Below are 13,886 nucleotides of genomic sequence, written 5' to 3' on the forward strand. Positions count from 1 at the left end.
ATGCAAAATCACCAAAAGTGCCTAAACTTCAAATAAATTCCACTTTGCTAAATAACTCTGTGCCTAATATAAATAAACACGTTAGCTTTTACGTGTTTAATAAAAACTTAAACTATTGAATTAATTTAATATTAATGAACATTTACCATAAACTATTTAATTGCAGTTACGCGCTTGTGTGATACTTATTATGTCTGCTTGAACATGTCAACAGCACAACAAGCCTACGTATATAAGCACTTGATTGAATATTCATAGTTGATGAATAAATCAAATTAATCCTTAAAATTATTAAGACTTAATTGGAGGAGTTAAGGTAAAACGGACAATCGTCCTGTACTTGATAAACGTTTATGGCAATGATGCCAGATTGACAACAAATTATTTTAAAAGGCTTAGTTATGGAAAAGGTATTTCACTTAGGACTATGTATTGACGATCTTAAAGGTGCAAAACTTGCGATTGTACCGGGCGATCCAGATCGTGCTGCACGCATTTCACAATTCCTAGACAACCCAACCTGCCTTGCTCAAACTCGTGAGTTTCATGTTTACTTAGGTCAACTAAACGGCCATTCGGTGGTTGTTTGTTCTACGGGTATTGGTGGTCCATCTACGTCGATTGCAGTAGAAGAATTAGCACAACTTGGCGTGCGTAAATTTTTACGTATTGGTACAACAGGTGCGATTCAGCCACATATCAACGAAGGCGAAATTTTAATTAGCCAAGCGTCTGTACGTTTAGACGGTGCAAGCCAGCATTTTGCTCCTCTTAGCTACCCTGCTGTGTCTGACTTTTATGCAACACAAGCTATGGTACAAGCATGTAAAAACTTAAATATCGATTTTCATATTGGTATTACTGCATCAAGCGATACATTTTATCCAGGACAAGAGCGTTACGATACGCATTCTGGTTACGTTCCTAAATCACTACAAGGTAGCTGCGAAGAGTGGCAAAAACTTGGCGTAATGAACTACGAAATGGAATCAGCAACATTATTCACTATGTGTGCAGCCCTTGGTTTACAAGCTGCATGTGTAGCAGGCGTACTTGTTAATCGTACTCGCCAAGAAATACCAAATGTTGACCATGGTGAAATTGAGCGTAAATCTGTAGCGGTAGTATTAGAAGCGGCTAAAGTATTACTTGATTAATATAAGTTCTATTAATTAATGGGCTATTATAACGATAAGAAAATGGCTCAGTAACAAGGCAAAAATTATGAAGTATAGTTGTCTTATATGAATAATTTTTAACGCAGTTAGTGAGTTATTTAATTCGATAGAATGGCACATTTTAATAAAGCACAGCTCTGCCTGTGCTTTATTGTTTTTAAGAGGTTATTTTAGCTGAGCGCTAATTACTTCTATTGCCGGTAGATTTTTAAAACTTGCAAGTACAGCACGTGCTACACCCGCTTGGTTTTCATGGCCTGCGGTTTCTAAAAGTGTAATTGATTTTACTGTACTTTCGTTAAAGCTAAGCCCTGCGATAAATAATTGGCTAAGTGCACTTTGTAGTGGCGACAAGCTTGGGCTGTATGCTGCGTTTTCTGCGTAACTTCCGTAAAAATCACCATTTTTAAATGTACTAATTTTTACTGCACTAAAGTTTTTACTATAGGGTACGTATGCGTTTAATGCTGTACTTGCTAGTTTTTCATCTAGTTGATCATTTGCAAATACTTGCTGGTGAGGCTCTGGATTAAACAAGCTAAACGCGTTACCTAAATCAGTCGGCCCAAACGAGTGCGGCAGTAATTCTGCCAATTTAAAGTGTTGCTCTGGCAATAAAATATCAAACTCTTTCGCATCAGCGAGTTCGTTCATGAACTGACGACAATACCCACACGGTGCATCGCTAATCGCTATTTTAACTATTTTTTTAGCGCCGTTTAACCATGCGTTATTTATAGCCGATTGCTCTGCATGAACCACTAAACTCAATGCTTGATGATCAAACTCTACATTTGCACCAAAGTAAAAGTTTACCTCATCGTTTTCATCAAGTGCTTTAACAATTGCGCCTACATGAAAATCTGATATCGGCGCAACGGCATACTCAGAGGCTAAAGGTACTAAACCTTGTAATAATGCATCATCAGACACATTTAATTGTGCGCATAACTGCTTAATATTATTAGAATTTAATATGCCACGTTGTGATTTTAATTGACTACGTAATGACGCTGTTTGCGCTACGTTTAATGTGATGTGCGAATTTGTAAGTGCTGTATCTTGCTGTACAGTAAAAGTTGCTGAAGCCATAACATTTTTTAATTATTCAATGGCTAAGTAGTTTAAAAGGTTAAGCCGCTAATTGCTAGGGCCTGTTGACCTTTCAGGATTAAAATTTGTTCTAACTAGGGACGATTTAATCGTGGCGCGAGGTTTGTAACCTAGTGGGCTAAGTAAAAACCGAGCAACAAAGAGTTAATCGTCCCTAGGACGAACCTTCGGGCAGCGCGTGTTTGGTCTTTATGCTGCGTTATCGCCTATTTATGGGGAATAACCACACTACATAGGCTCTGCCTTGCCTAAATACCAAATACACTGCTGCAAATTTAACCTCGAAAGATAAACAGGCCCTAGGTTATTAAACGCAAAAAAAGGGAGCACATCGCGTGCTCCCTTTAATTTTAACTGGTATGCCCAACAAAATAATTAATTGGTATACCTAACAAAATAACATGTTAGCCGGTATTACGCATACCTGCTGCAATACCTGTCATCGTGATCATTAATGCATTATCAATGTCACCTTCGTTGCGTTTTTCCTCTGAGCGAGCACGGCGTAAAAGCTCAACCTGTAGTAAGTTAAGTGGATCGGTGTACGGGTTACGTAAACTAATCGACTCTTTAATCCAAGGTTGTTCGGCTAGTAGGCTTTTTTGCGGGCTAAGTGATTGCACCAAGCTAATTGCTTCTTGAAGCTCTTTACGAAGTGTTACACCCAGTGGTTTGTACATATCTTCCACCAGCGCATTATCATAATGCTCACTCAACCAACAATCGGCTTTACTAAATACCATTTCTAGCATTTCTAGGCGCGATCTAAAGAACGGCCACTGTAAGCTCATTTCGTTTAGGGTTTCTGCGCCGTACTTATTAAGCGCAGCTTTTAAGCCTGTTAACGCACCTAGCCATGCAGGAAGCATTAAACGGTTTTGGCTCCACGCAAAAATCCATGGAATAGCACGCAGGCTTTCAACACCGCCATTAGGGTTACGTTTCGCAGGACGCGAGCCAAGCGGCAACTTAGACAGCTCAAGCTCAGGTGTTGCCATTCTAAAGTAAGGTACAAAGTTTTCATCATGGCGAACTACATTACGGTAATGCTCACACGACTCCTCACTTATTAGCTTCATTACTTCGCGCCACTGCGGTTTTGGCTCTGGTGGCGGTAATAAGTTACTTTGCAGAACTGCGCCTGCGTAAATATTTAAGCTTTGCAGTGCTACATCGGGTAAACCAAATTTAAAGCGAATCATCTCGCCTTGCTCGGTTACACGCAAGCCACCTTTTAATGAGCCAGGCGGTTGTGAATGCAGCGCTTGTGCAGCGGGTGCACCACCACGTCCTACTGTACCACCACGTCCGTGGAATAAAACAAGCTCAATACCACGTGCATCAGCAAGCTGTACTAGCTTATCCATTGCTTCGTACTGCGCCCAACCTGCTGCCATCATGCCAGCATCTTTAGCTGAATCAGAGTAACCAATCATTACGTTTTGGGTGTTTTTAATGTGCCCGCGATACCAAACATTATCAAGCAATGTGGTAATTACATCACTGCCTGCGTTTAAATCGTCGAGTGTTTCAAACAACGGTGCTACTGGTAAATCAAAGCTACAGCCGCTTTCTTTTAGCAACAGTTGTACTGCTAAAATGTCTGACGCTGTTCGTGCCATTGAAATAATATACAAACCAAATGTTGCTTCGTCTTGCTTGGCAATTACATCAAAGGTATCAAGTACTTCTTGTACATCAGGGCTTGGTTGCCAATGCTTTGGAATAAGCGGTCTGCGTGAGTTAAGCTCTGCAAGTAAAAATGCTTGTTTGTCTTGCTCTTGCCATTGGTTATAGTCGCCTAAACCTAAATAACGAGTCAGTTCTGAAAACACATCGCCGTGGCGAGACGAATCTTGGCGCACATCAAGTTTAGCTAAACGCAAACCAAAGCTATTTATACGGTGCAGTAAATCAAGTAATAAGCCATCCGCAACTACTTTCATATTACACTTTAATAACGAGCGATAGCACACTTCAACTGGGTGCTTAAGCTGATTAATATTAGTAATTAAATCTTGTGAATCGCTGCGCTTATTTTTAATTTTAGCACCTAAGTGCGCCACTGTTTCTGCAACCTGATTTTTAAGCTTTTTGATCACCGCTCTATATGGTTCAAACTCTTGCCCTGCAAGCTCAACAAGCTCATCACTGGCATCTGACATAGATAATTCAGCGCACAACGTTTTTAAATCTTGAATGTATAAGTTAAGTGCCATCCAACGACCATGATCAAGCACTTCTTTTGTTACCTGCGATGTTACAAATGGATTACCATCACGGTCTCCACCCATCCACGATGTAAACTCAATTGGGCTGTAATCTATTGGCAACTCTAAGCTCAACTGGTCTTTAACATTGGCTGAAAATTCACGTAAAAAGCGCGGAACCGCATGCCAGAGGCTATTTTCTATTACTGCATAGCCCCATTTGGCTTCATCAACTGGCGTTGGGCGAGAGCGACGAATATCGTCGGTATGCCAAGCTTGGCTAATCAGCTGTTCAATACGATTTAAAATATTGTCCCGCTCTTGCACTAAGTTGTCTTTTCGCTCTAATGACGCTAAGCAATCACTTAGTTCAACGTGTTTGTTAATAATAGTACGGCGCGTAACCTCGGTTGGGTGAGCGGTCAATACTAAGTTTATGTGGAGTTTTGAGAGTGTTTCGGCCAAATGATTACTGTCTAACTGGCCTTGTTCTGCTTTTGTAGCTAACGTTTTTAATGTTTGAGTGAGAGGGTTTTGTTGACCAAGGCCAACGTCATTAAAACGCGAAACGGTATGAAATTGCTCTGCTACATTAGCAAGGTTTAAAAAATGATTAAATGAACGGGCAACCGGTAAAAGCTCTTCATCACTAAGCGCATGTAAAACATCTATTAGCGCTTGTCTGTCGTCTTCGTTACCACTGCGAGATGATTTTGATAAAGCACGAATTTCTTCCACTTTATCTAAAATCGCTTGACCTTGGGCATCTTTGATTGTTTGTCCTAGTAGTTGCCCTAGTAAATTTACATTACCTCGCAAGGCGGCGTATTGTTCACTCATTTATCAGTCTCCATTTTTTCGTAGGACACTATTAATATCATCATGAAGAGATATTTAATAGATCCATTTGCAATGTCTTGTCGTAAAAAAGTATATATAAAATAATCACAAAGAATTCACATGATCATTTTTTACGATGGTAACTGCCCTCTTTGTAGCACCGAAATGCAGCAACTAAAACACGCTGATAACAAAAACTTAATTACGCTTGAAGATCTTAACGCGAGCGACTTCAGTGAGCGCTACCCGTATATTGATAAAGACAAAGCAATGAACTACCTTCAAGCTCAAAAGCAATCAGGTGAAATGATTTATGGGCTCGATGTAACTTACGAAGCATGGAAAATAGTGGGTAAACACAGCTGGTTGAAAATTTTTCGCTTGCCAATAATTCGCTTTTTCGCTGACTGCGGATACCTATTATTTGCTAAGTATCGGCACTCCATCAGTCGCTTTTTAATGCCAAATACTCAGTGCAGTAATGGCCAATGTGGACTAAAAGCAAAAGGTGATAAATGAAAACTATTGTTTTATTCGGCGCAAGCAGTGCCATAGCAAATGCATACATGGAACATCTACAAATAAACACGCCTACTCATCAGATCGTTTGTATTAGTTCAAAAGGTATTGAGTCTGGCTCAAGTGTTGTCCACCTGCATACTGACTACACAAAACAAAGTTTAGCGCGCGTTACTAATTACCTAAAAGAGCAAAATGCCGATATACAACAAGTTATTATATTCAATGGTACACTGCACAACGAAACCCATATGCCTGAAAAAAAGCTGGAGGATTTAGACGCTGAGTATTTTAGCCAACTTCTAAATTCAAACACCCTAACTCCCCTACTTTGCTTACAGAGCGTATTACCACTGTTAACCCACAAAACGCAGTGTACTATTACTGCATTAAGTGCGCGCGTAGGCAGCATAAACGACAATAAATTAGGTGGTTGGTATACTTACCGCGCATCTAAAGCGGCGCTTAACATGCTATTTAAAACCGCTGCTATAGAGCTTGCTCGTCGTGCTAAAAATACCAAACTCATTCTGTTTCACCCTGGCACTACAGATACAGCACTTTCAAAGCCCTTTCAAAAAAATGTACCTGAAGGCAAATTATTTACGCCTGAATTTGTAGCCAAGCAACTATTTGAATTAACAAACAATAACCCTGATTTAAAACTAAACGGTGAGCCTGCTTATTTAGACTGGCAAGGCTCTACAATACCGTGGTAAGGACTTTTAATGCATTTTACTAAAGCGCAAATAGACGCACTTGAAAAACATACCCGTACACATTTAATTAATTCTCTTTCGGGTTTTAAAAGCGCTAATTTAATTGGCACGCAAGACTTACTCGGCAATACCAACTTGTCGATTGTAAGTTCGGTTATTCACCTTGGGGCTAACCCACCTTTGGTCGCCATGATTATGCGCCCTCATAGTGTGCCGCGTCATACGTTTGAAAATATTTTACAAACGGGCACTTACACCATTAATCAAGTGAATAAGTCGATTTATAAACAAGCTCATCAAACTTCAGCCCGTTACGATAAAGACGAGTCTGAGTTTGATGCTACAGGCTTAACACCTGAATACTTAAACGACTTTGCAGCCCCTTTTGTAAAAGAAAGCCGCTTAAAGTACTCGGTTAAATTTGTAGAAAATCAACATTTAGCCATCAATGGGACTGAGCTCGTTATTGGCGAAATTATGGATGTTTTTGTTGATAAAGCCGCGCTGCAAAGCGATGGTTTCCTAGATTTACAAGCAATAGAAACAGTGGCAGTAACCGGGCTTGATAGCTACCACACAAGCAATAAACTCACGCGTTTACCTTACGCTAAAAAATAATATGATCATTTAAGAGGCTATAAACTATTAGCCTCTTATCGCATAACATTGAATTTTACCTTGGTATTAATCACACTAGCTAAAAATCCAAGGAGAAAAACATGACCACTATAGGCATAGGTACACAATCAAGCGAGCAAGCGCTGGCAAGCCTAAGTAATATGACGCAAACGCTAACCCCTATTGCTGCTGACGAACATTTAGAGCGCATAGCCAAAGCGCAAGCTTATATGCTTGCAAACAACATAGATGCAATTTATTTAAACGCTGGCACCAACCTAACCTACTTTACAGGTATGAAATGGTACGCGAGCGAGCGCATGGTTGGCGCAATATTACCGGCCCTTGGTGAAGTACAATACATTGCGCCTTATTTCGAAATTGGTTCACTAAACGGGTTTAAAGTAATAGAGGGACCTATTCATGGGTGGCAAGAGCACGAAAATCCTTATGCACTTTTTGTCGAAGTACTAAAAAAGTTAAATATTAATGAAAACGCAACCATTGGCATTGATGAAAGCGCACAATTTTTTATATTCGACGGCATTAATAAAGCGCAAACGGGTTTAACACTCATAAACGCACAACCTGTAACGGCGCATTGCCGTATGCATAAATCAATTCACGAGCTTAGCTTAATGCAGCGCGCGATGGATATGACCTTAGCCGTGCATCAAGCCACAGCAAGCATGCTTTATGAGGGAGTAACCACCACCGAAGTTGAAGCCTTTATTAAGCAAGTACATCAAAAAGTAGGCGCGCCAGGTAACTATTTTTGTATTGTTTTATTTGGTGTTGCAACGTCTTTTCCGCACGGTGTTAAAGACGCCCAAGTACTTAAAAAAGGCGATATGGTATTAATTGATACCGGCTGTAAAGTACACGATTACCTATCTGATATAACCCGTACCTATGTATTTGGCGAACCTACAATGCGCCAACGGATGTTTTGGGATCATGAAAAAGCAGCGCAAATGGCCGCGTTTAATGCCGCTAAAATCGGTGCTACCTGCGAAGACGTAGACGCGGGCGCACGTACTTATTTAGCGGCGCAAGGGCTAGGTCCGCAGTACCAAACACCGGGTTGCCCGCATCGAACGGGGCACGGCATTGGGCTAGACATTCACGAATGGCCATACTTAGTTGGCGGTGATAAAACCCCACTTGCCCCTGGCATGTGCTTTAGTAACGAGCCAATGTTAGTTATACCCGATGAATTTGGCGTGCGTTTAGAAGATCATTTTTACATGACCGACAACGGCCCTCATTGGTTTACACAACCAAGTTATAGCATTGACGACCCATTTGGGCTTAACGCCTAAAGATTATTACCTTCTAAAAGAGCAGCTGTATAGCTGCTCTTTTTAGTTTGGTATTGATAAAGCTAAATTAATCCCAATATCCTTTTTTATACTTAGTTATAAGCAATCCTCAAAAGGATAAATATGAAAAACTTTAAAATTGATATCGTTTCAGACGTAATGTGCCCTTGGTGTGTAGTGGGTTATAAAAACCTAGAAACTGCACTAGAGCAACTTAAAGACGAAATGAGCGCAGATATTACGTGGCATCCTTTTGAACTAAATCCAGATATGCCAATTGAAGGTCAGGATTTAAACGAACATTTAATGCAAAAGTACAACCTAAGTGAAGAACAAGGCGACGAAAATCGTAAAAACATGTTCGAAGCCGGTCAACGTGCTGGGTTTACCTTTAATTTTGATGGCAAACGCATCATGATCAACAGCTTTGATTTGCATCGTTTATTAATGTGGGCACGTGAAGAAGGTAAGCAAACCGAGTTAAAACTCGCCTTTTTTGAAGCGCACTTCACAGATTTAAAATACTTAAATCAAGAAGAAGCACTGCTCGACGTTGTTGAAAAAGTGGGTCTTGATAAAGAAACTGCGCGCGGTATTCTACATTCAGACAAATACGTACAAGACGTACGCCAAGAGCAAGACAACTTTAAACAGATGGGTATTACTTCCGTCCCTACATTTATCATAAACGATAAATATGCACTCACTGGCGGACAACCAAGCGACTCATTCATTCAAGCACTAAAACAAATTAGTGAAGAAGAAGCCAAGCAAGACGCTTAACGAGTAAAATTGTTGTTTAATACTTAAAAAAGGCTGCACATTGCAGCCTTTCTTATATATTTATCAGTTCAAAAATAATACAAAGTTGTTATTTACCTTAGATCTCTTTTGGTGTCATTATAGAAACTACATTTAACAAATCGATAATAATACCTATAAAGGGATTTATAATGAAATATATAATTACAACATTAACTTCACTGTTTCTTTTAACCGCATGTTCGACAACACCTCTACCTGATAACCCTCACTCTACGCTAATAATGCCCAGTCCTCCGGAGTATCCAATTAAAAGTGTCCGTGAAAAAATTGAAGGTAGTGTGACAATGTCTTTTGATGTAAATACATCTGGTAAGCCCATTAATATTAAAGTGATTAAAGCTGAGCCTGTGAAAATTTTTGATAAAGCAGCGATTCGCTCTCTTTCTAAATGGCGTTACGCACCTAAAGTAGTTAATGGTATTGCGGTAGTTGATGAGAATTTAGAAATGACTATAGATTTTAATTTAGCAAAATAATAACTAACTAAAACAGGCTGCACATTGCAGCCTTTTTCTATATAGCGAAGGTTACTTCTTACTTAAAAGTAAACTAAGTACGATAAAGCACTTTAATAACATGCCAGCCGAATTTTGTTTTAACTAGGTGGGGTTCTAAAATTGCACCTTTAAATGCAATTTTGTCAAACTGTGGGACCATTTGCCCGCGTCCAAATTCACCTAAATCCCCGCCTTTTTTACCCGATGGGCATGATGAATACTTTTTAGCTAAGGTTTGAAACTTTGCACCTTTACCCAATTGCTTAATAATATCTTCTGCAATTTCTTTGTGCTTAACCAAAATGTGAAGTGCATGTGCTGTGTTTGCCATGAAAAAAGCCTTTTATACCGTTAGCTAAAATTAAACGCGGCGATTTTAGCACAGCCACCTAAACCTAGCATCTACTTATAGCTAACCAATCTAATAATTGGCAACACTTAATAGTACACTTTAATTCACGAAACCTGATATTTGATCTAAGCAGCTATATTCAGGGTCTGAGAATGGGCTTAACCTAGTTACTTTCCTTATTCGTGGTGCTTTACTTTTTTCATGGCTGGAAATAACGCCCTCCACTAAAAGCATTCTATCGCTACAACGCTTAACAAACCCCTCCGTTACATCACCGTAAAATGGGAATACTAAGTATTGCTTTGACATATTCTCTAAAGCTGCATGATCTTCATAAAAAACAAGGTGTCCATAATATCCAACTAAGCACACTTTAGTTCCAATCAGCTCACTTTGATTCTTAAACAGTTGACCCCATGATACTTTTTTACATTCAATATTTTCCTGTAAAGGAAATGCTTTTACAGAAAAAACAGATACTATTAAAAATAACAATTTAGACATAGATATAAATTTTTTCATATTTTCCTCCTATGTTTACAATAAGAAAAAATTATACATTTGGCTTCTATTAATTTTCGGGGAGGATAGCCCTATAACGCATCCGTACACTCTAACCTGAGAGGCCTAGTCATTTTATAACCTATCAATTTGTATAAATTAATACCTCAAGATTAGCAGTAATCAACCAAAGGCAAGAAGAAAAAACCTAACCCAATTAGTTTTCTGCCTCTGCTATGAGCCTTTCTAAAATCAGTTTTTAAATAACCTTCTTAAATTCACGGCTGAATAAACTACCATTGCTATAAGCGCAAACAACAAAAGATAAATACCGTAGTCCACACCGACTATTAGGTAGGCTTTACTAGGCTCCCTAAGGTTATAATAAACATTAACTTTATCGCTCATTTCATATTTCTTAAGTTAGAAATCTCGATCCGTTCTATCAAGCATAGAGTTAAAGTTAGATACTCGGTTTCCAACAAATAGCTTTTTCTCAACTGAATACGAGTATTCGACCTCTATAATATAGCGCTCCTGGTTATGTTGTATACGCAATGCATTACTAAAAATAACAGTACCCTCGACCACAGGCCAACTTTTCGTAGCCAGGCCTTCTGAAACAATTGCTACTAAATAAGTACTCCAAGCGAATTAAGCTAAAAACATTACGACAAAAAAACTTTGCTTTTTTTAAACATATTAGCACCTAATTCCAGAAGGAGGGCTTCACAATACAGTGTAGCTATTTCAACCTTCTTTATAGCTGAATTTAATCCATTAGTTATACCATCGGTGGTGTCAGGTATTGAAAAAACCCTAACAGCTGACCGATGCATAAGCAGCTTATATTGCATCATTGCGGTTATTCCACTGCTTAAAGTATTTGTCTAATGGAGCACTATGATTCAAAACATTAGTAAATTTCTTTACCTGCGTTCAGGTTAAATAATGTTTGGCATCCTCTGGGTTGGGTATTCTGCAGTACTGATATTTTCCAAATAAGGTATAGCGGTTTAAAGCAACCCTATCGTATAACCAATTATTAAACCTATTTGGCAAAATACTAAATACAGTTGCTAGTTTGTATGGGTAACCTAGCTGCTTAACAACGTTAAAAAAAGCATGGCTTTGCGTATACGCTTTACCGTTTTCTAGGTAAACCATTGAGGCATATTCAATTGTTGAAAAACCAAAGTGTGTTAACAACAGTTCCCCTTTTGGAGATTGCACGCTGCATAATCTAAAAATAGTATTTTTATCGTGAGCAATAATAAAGTTACACCACGCGCTGCAAAGCTTACATTGCGCATCAAATAATATAATTTTTTGATTTTGCATTATTGTCACTGCATCATCGCTCATAACACTTTCCTTAAATTAAGTACTAAATTACTGCTGCACCGGCTTTTTTTGTAACTTGCGCTGCAAAGTACGTCTGTGCATATTAAGTTGCCTTGCGGTAACCGACACATTGCCATTATTACTGTGTAATACTTGTTGAATATGCTCCCACTCTAAACGCTCTGGCGACATAACCGCATCATCAATAACACTCGATGCCGATGCCACAGGCTCGGTGTTAAGCGCTTTTAATAATGTTGCCATATCAACCGGTTTAGTAAGGTAGTCGTTTGCGCCTAAACGCATTGCCTCTACTGCGGTTGCTATACTTGCAAACCCAGTTAGTAAAACAATATGAGCCTGAGTGAGCAAACTACGCAGCGGCTTTATGAGTACAAGTCCGTTATCGTCACCTAGTTTCATGTCTAATAAAATAAAGTCGGGCAATAGTTTACGCGCGGTAAGTAACGCATCACTTTGGTTATGCGCCACCTCGCAGATAAAGCCTTGTTTAGTTAAGCGCCTTGCCAGTGTGCTGGCTAAATTTATGTCGTCTTCAATTATAAGTAACTTCATAAGGCGTTATTCTCAGTGTTTACAATAGCGAGTTTAACTTTGGCGACAGCGCCGCCATCTGCATGGTTAAACAAGGTAAGTGAGCCATTCAAACGCTCAAAAGTAACGTTTGATAAAAGCACAGCAAGCCCCATTCCTTGATCGCTTGGCATAAGTTGCCCGCCCAGCTCTGCTAATTGCGATGACGAAAAGCCACAGCCAAAATCACGAATTAACAAGTAAACGCATTCACTATGTAAGTTATCTTGCTGCCAACTCAGCTCTAACTGGGTTTGACCTTGTTTTTGATTAGCAAGCGCGGCATTTTGCAATAAATTTAAAATAGCGGGCAATAACATCGCATCACTCAATAATGTTGCTGCAATAGGTGGCGTAATCCATTTAATGTGCTGATCAGGGTGTTGTAGTAGAAGTGTGTCTGTAATTTGTGTTTGCAGTTGCTTTACGGTGGTATGCTCTTGCGAATTTTTAAGACGTAATTGCTCTGAGAGTTTTCTAAAGTCGTTAAGTTGTGTACTGCACTGAGTAAGCGGCGCTTGCATGTGCTTAACAATAGGATTGTTTGGTTGATCTTCTAATAACTCTTCAAACAGTAACTGTAAGTTTGCAATTGGGGTCGCTAGTTGATGGGTTATTTGTGCAGCGGCCCCATCAAGGGTAACAAGCTGTTCATTACGCAATTGTTTTTCACGCACGTTTGCAATAATTCGCTCTCGCTCTTTAAGTGCCCTGCTCATTGCGCCAATAACAAGTGCAATTACACTGGCACTTAAAACAAAATTGACCCACATGCCAATAAAGTGACCACTCATATTCATTTGATGCATACTGTGATCGGGCATCTTTATCAGTAAAAAACTGTATGCGGCAATGGCTAATACCGCAATATAAGCTAATCCTTTTTCTCGCATCGTAACAGCAGCGATCATTATTGGGAGTAATAACAACGATACAAATGCATTAGTTGCACCGCCACTTAGTGAGAGCAAAACCGTTAAAAATAATACATCAGCGGTTAACTGCATCAACATACCCAAAGGTTTAGCGCGGCTTACATTACGATAGGCAAACAGGCTAATAAGCTGAAACACAGCCTCAACAGCAATAACAATCAGCAAAGGCAGTAATGCAATCTGATGTTCTAGTAAAAAATAAACGCTAAGCACAGCAATTAATTGCACGGCAATTGCGCCGCTACGCAGCATTAATAGTCGACTAATGGTGGGGTCCGTACGCATTAACAAGAGGTAATTGCCCAATCAAATGTTTAAT

At 39.4% G+C, this 13,886-nt stretch carries 14 protein-coding genes; 7 read left to right on the forward strand and 7 right to left on the reverse strand.

The features are described 5' to 3' along the window. Positions 1 to 401 precede the first annotated feature (401 nt). Positions 402 to 1,157 (forward strand): uridine phosphorylase, encoded by a 756-nt coding sequence (udp, locus tag I6F43_RS01735; RefSeq protein ID WP_007582384.1) that lies wholly within the window; start codon positions 402 to 404, stop codon positions 1,155 to 1,157. Between the two features lie 186 nt (positions 1,158 to 1,343). Here udp and cdd read toward each other — a convergent pair whose 3' ends face one another. Both cdd and ppc read right to left on the reverse strand, forming a co-directional pair. Further along, positions 1,344 to 2,270, reverse strand: coding sequence for a cytidine deaminase (gene cdd, locus I6F43_RS01740; RefSeq protein WP_197100654.1), 927 nt, complete (start codon positions 2,268 to 2,270; stop codon positions 1,344 to 1,346). 425 nt (positions 2,271 to 2,695) lie between these two features. Beyond that, the gene (ppc, locus tag I6F43_RS01745) at positions 2,696 to 5,341 is read right to left on the reverse strand and encodes a phosphoenolpyruvate carboxylase (protein WP_007582382.1); all 2,646 of its coding nucleotides are present in this window, start codon (positions 5,339 to 5,341) and stop codon (positions 2,696 to 2,698) included. Between the two features lie 120 nt (positions 5,342 to 5,461). Here ppc and I6F43_RS01750 point away from each other — a divergent pair, with 120 nt between their 5' ends. The 6 genes from I6F43_RS01750 to I6F43_RS01775 all read left to right on the forward strand — a co-directional run bounded on the left by I6F43_RS01750 (position 5,462) and on the right by I6F43_RS01775 (position 9,820). Then, a complete protein-coding gene (locus tag I6F43_RS01750; protein WP_121953599.1) occupies positions 5,462 to 5,860 on the forward strand; it encodes a thiol-disulfide oxidoreductase DCC family protein in 399 nt (132 codons plus the stop codon). Continuing rightward, positions 5,857 to 6,579 (forward strand): SDR family NAD(P)-dependent oxidoreductase, encoded by a 723-nt coding sequence (locus tag I6F43_RS01755; protein ID WP_197100656.1) that lies wholly within the window; start codon positions 5,857 to 5,859, stop codon positions 6,577 to 6,579. Before I6F43_RS01750 ends, I6F43_RS01755 begins: the two co-directional genes overlap by 4 nt. A gap of 9 nt (positions 6,580 to 6,588) precedes the next feature. Then, the gene (locus I6F43_RS01760) at positions 6,589 to 7,197 is read left to right on the forward strand and encodes a flavin reductase family protein (RefSeq protein WP_121953601.1); all 609 of its coding nucleotides are present in this window, start codon (positions 6,589 to 6,591) and stop codon (positions 7,195 to 7,197) included. A gap of 101 nt (positions 7,198 to 7,298) precedes the next feature. Continuing rightward, a complete protein-coding gene (locus tag I6F43_RS01765; protein WP_197100658.1) occupies positions 7,299 to 8,519 on the forward strand; it encodes a M24 family metallopeptidase in 1,221 nt (406 codons plus the stop codon). Between the two features lie 123 nt (positions 8,520 to 8,642). Next, positions 8,643 to 9,302: a DsbA family oxidoreductase gene (locus tag I6F43_RS01770; protein ID WP_008134379.1), complete on the forward strand. Its 660-nt coding sequence runs from the start codon at positions 8,643 to 8,645 to the stop codon at positions 9,300 to 9,302. A gap of 170 nt (positions 9,303 to 9,472) precedes the next feature. Continuing rightward, positions 9,473 to 9,820 carry an energy transducer TonB gene (locus I6F43_RS01775; RefSeq protein ID WP_197100660.1) on the forward strand — a complete coding sequence of 116 codons (348 nt, stop codon included), beginning with the start codon at positions 9,473 to 9,475 and terminating at the stop codon, positions 9,818 to 9,820. A gap of 73 nt (positions 9,821 to 9,893) precedes the next feature. Here the strand turns inward: I6F43_RS01775 and I6F43_RS01780 are convergent, their stop codons facing one another. From I6F43_RS01780 to I6F43_RS01800, 5 genes are all read right to left on the reverse strand, one after another. Beyond that, positions 9,894 to 10,172 (reverse strand): peptidylprolyl isomerase, encoded by a 279-nt coding sequence (locus I6F43_RS01780; RefSeq protein WP_008171402.1) that lies wholly within the window; start codon positions 10,170 to 10,172, stop codon positions 9,894 to 9,896. A gap of 120 nt (positions 10,173 to 10,292) precedes the next feature. Next, entirely contained in the window at positions 10,293 to 10,715 is a 423-nt protein-coding gene (locus I6F43_RS01785) for a hypothetical protein (RefSeq protein ID WP_121953605.1), read from the reverse strand. Between the two features lie 918 nt (positions 10,716 to 11,633). Further along, on the reverse strand, positions 11,634 to 12,059 hold the full coding sequence (locus I6F43_RS01790; protein WP_197100662.1) for a thiol-disulfide oxidoreductase DCC family protein: 426 nt from the start codon (positions 12,057 to 12,059) through the stop codon (positions 11,634 to 11,636). Between the two features lie 27 nt (positions 12,060 to 12,086). Continuing rightward, a complete protein-coding gene (locus I6F43_RS01795; protein ID WP_165735898.1) occupies positions 12,087 to 12,614 on the reverse strand; it encodes a response regulator transcription factor in 528 nt (175 codons plus the stop codon). Further along, complete coding sequence (locus I6F43_RS01800) at positions 12,611 to 13,852, reverse strand: sensor histidine kinase (RefSeq protein WP_197100916.1); 1,242 nt, start codon at positions 13,850 to 13,852, stop codon at positions 12,611 to 12,613. The genes I6F43_RS01795 and I6F43_RS01800 overlap by 4 nt, the downstream gene beginning before the upstream one ends. Positions 13,853 to 13,886: the final 34 nt, after the last annotated feature.

Source organism: Pseudoalteromonas sp. NZS71_1 (genome assembly GCF_015864305.1).
GTDB lineage: Bacteria > Pseudomonadota > Gammaproteobacteria > Enterobacterales > Alteromonadaceae > Pseudoalteromonas > Pseudoalteromonas arctica.